Genomic DNA, 2,546 nt, shown 5'->3' on the forward strand with positions numbered 1-2,546 from the left:
GCTTATCTAGAAAGACAGCATAGTGATAAAATAATGTTCCTCGAGCGTCTTCGAGACCTAGTCGATTTCCAGCATATGAAAATGACTGACACGGAGCACCTCCGCTTAATAAATCCAACTCTCCCTTTTTTATATTGAAATATTCCTCTAAATTTAAAGAAGAAATATTAGCAATATCATCATGAATCACATTCCACTTAGGTCTATTATATTTTAATGTTTCAGTAGCAGCTTTATCAAATTCAATAAGCCCAATAGCTTCAAAGCCAGCTTTTTCTATTCCAAGTGCGAGGCCACCAGCACCTGCAAATAATTCTATAACTTTCAATATTGTTTCCTCGTTAAAATACTTAAAACGCCCCACTCTCTTCCAGCGTGAACTTGACATTATCTTCAATCCACTTGCGGCGTGGTTCAACCTTGTCTCCCATGAGGACATTGACACGGCGTTCAGCGCGTGCTAGGTCTTCGATTGTGACACGGATAAGAGTGCGGGTTTCTGGATTCATGGTTGTTTCCCAGAGCTGGTCTGCATTCATCTCACCAAGACCTTTGTAGCGTTGGAGGGTAGCACCTTTACCGAACTGCTTGCGAAGTTCTTCTAGTTCTCCGTCCGTCCAAGCATAGGCCACTTCTTCTTTCTTGCCTTTACCTTTGGACATCTTGTAAAGAGGCGGAAGGGCGATATAGACATGTCCTGCCTCGACTAGCGGACGCATGTAGCGGTAGAAAAATGTCAAGAGCAAGGTCTGGATATGGGCACCATCAGTATCCGCATCGGTCATGATAATGATCTTGTCATAGTTGGCATCTTCAATGGAGAAGTCTGCTCCCACACCCGCACCGATGGTATAAATCATGGTGTTGATTTCTTCATTTTTGAGGATATCTGCCATCTTGGCCTTAGCTGTATTGATAACCTTACCACGTAGAGGTAGAATAGCCTGGAACTTGCGGTCACGGCCTTGCTTGGCAGAACCGCCGGCAGAGTCTCCCTCGACCAGATAGAGTTCATTCTTAGCAGGATTCTTAGACTGGGCTGGGGTCAATTTTCCAGACAACAAGCCCTTGTCTTTCTTATTTTTCTTACCATTTCGGCTCTCATCACGCGCTTTGCGAGCCGCCTCACGAGCATCACGCGCCTTGATAGCCTTTCTGATGAGATTTGAAGCCAGTTCCCCATTCTCCATTAGGAAGAAGGTCAACTTATCAGCCACAATTCCATCCACAACCGGACGAGCTAGTGGACTCCCCAGTTTATCCTTTGTCTGTCCTTCAAACTGCAAGTGTTCTTCCGGAACTAGGATAGAAAGAACAGCTGCTAGTCCCTCACGATAATCTGAACCTTCAAGGTTTTTATCTTTTTCCTTGAGAAGTCCCGTCTTACGCGCATAATCGTTCATGACCTTAGTAATGGCAGACTTGAGTCCTGTCTCATGTGTTCCACCATCTTTAGTACGAACGTTATTGACAAAGGACAGAATGTTATCTGAAAATCCATCATTGTACTGGAGGGCAACTTCCACTTGGAAACCATTGTCTTCGCCTTCAAAGTACAGAACTGGTGTCAAGGTTTCCTTGTCTTCGTTCAGATAGGATACAAAGTCCTGAACCCCATTTTCATAGTGGAACTCGATTGCTTCATCTGTTCGTTTGTCTGTCAGAGACAAGGTCACATTTTTCAAGAGGAAGGCTGACTCATTGAGTCGTTCTGAAATGGTATTGTACTTGAAATCAGTCGTAGAAAAAATCGTTGCGTCAGGCATGAAGGTAACCTTGGTACCTGTTTTAGACTTGGGTGCTGTACCAATTTTCTTCAAAGTCGTGGCAGGTTTTCCACCATTTTCAAAACGTTGCTTGTAGACTGCACCGTCACGGGTGATTTCTACTTCTAGCCAACTAGAAAGGGCATTAACAACAGAAGAACCGACTCCGTGGAGACCTCCAGATGTCTTATAACCCCCTTGACCGAATTTTCCTCCGGCGTGAAGAATGGTAAAGATAACCTCTACGGTTGGAATTCCCGTGGTGTGCATCCCGGTCGGCATCCCACGGCCATGGTCTTGAACGGTTAAACTGCCGTCTTTATTGATGGTCACATCAATGCGATCACCAAAGCCAGACAAGGCTTCATCGACTGCATTGTCCACTATTTCCCAAACTAGATGGTGGAGACCAGCACCGTCGGTCGATCCGATATACATCCCCGGACGTTTACGAACCGCATCCAACCCTTCTAGCACCTGAATGGCATCATCATTGTAGTTATTAATATTGATTTCCTTTTTTGACACAAGGAACCTCCTATTTGTTCATCTTTTCTATTTTACAGGTTTTCTAGCGATTTTGCAAAGCTTTTCCCTTTCAGCCGTCACAATTTCACAGGATATTCTCTGACTTTCTATACCATTTCATGGTATAATAGGTCTATGATGACATTTGTATTATTAATTTTAGCTTATCTGCTGGGTTCGATTCCGTCTGGTCTTTGGATTGGACAAATCTTCTTTCAAACAAATCTGCGCGAACACGGTTCTGGAAACACC

General features: G+C 44.1%; 3 protein-coding genes. 1 reads left to right on the forward strand and 2 read right to left on the reverse strand.

What is annotated here, in order from left to right; genetic code table 11:
• Nucleotides 1-328: DNA cytosine methyltransferase (locus SORDD16_RS11780; RefSeq protein ID WP_241733993.1), on the reverse strand; the 328-nt coding region annotated here is incomplete at its 3' end.
• A 22-nt stretch (nucleotides 329-350) separates the two neighbouring features.
• On the reverse strand, nucleotides 351-2,294 hold the full coding sequence (gene parE / locus SORDD16_RS04950) for a DNA topoisomerase IV subunit B (RefSeq protein WP_061452577.1): 1,944 nt from the start codon (nucleotides 2,292-2,294) through the stop codon (nucleotides 351-353).
• Between the two features lie 135 nt (nucleotides 2,295-2,429).
• Between parE and SORDD16_RS10605 the strand changes: the two genes are divergently transcribed.
• Nucleotides 2,430-2,546: glycerol-3-phosphate acyltransferase (locus tag SORDD16_RS10605; protein WP_241734013.1), on the forward strand; the 117-nt coding region annotated here is incomplete at its 3' end.

The sequence above is a fragment of the Streptococcus oralis genome (assembly GCF_001578945.1).
Lineage (GTDB): Bacteria > Bacillota > Bacilli > Lactobacillales > Streptococcaceae > Streptococcus > Streptococcus oralis_Q.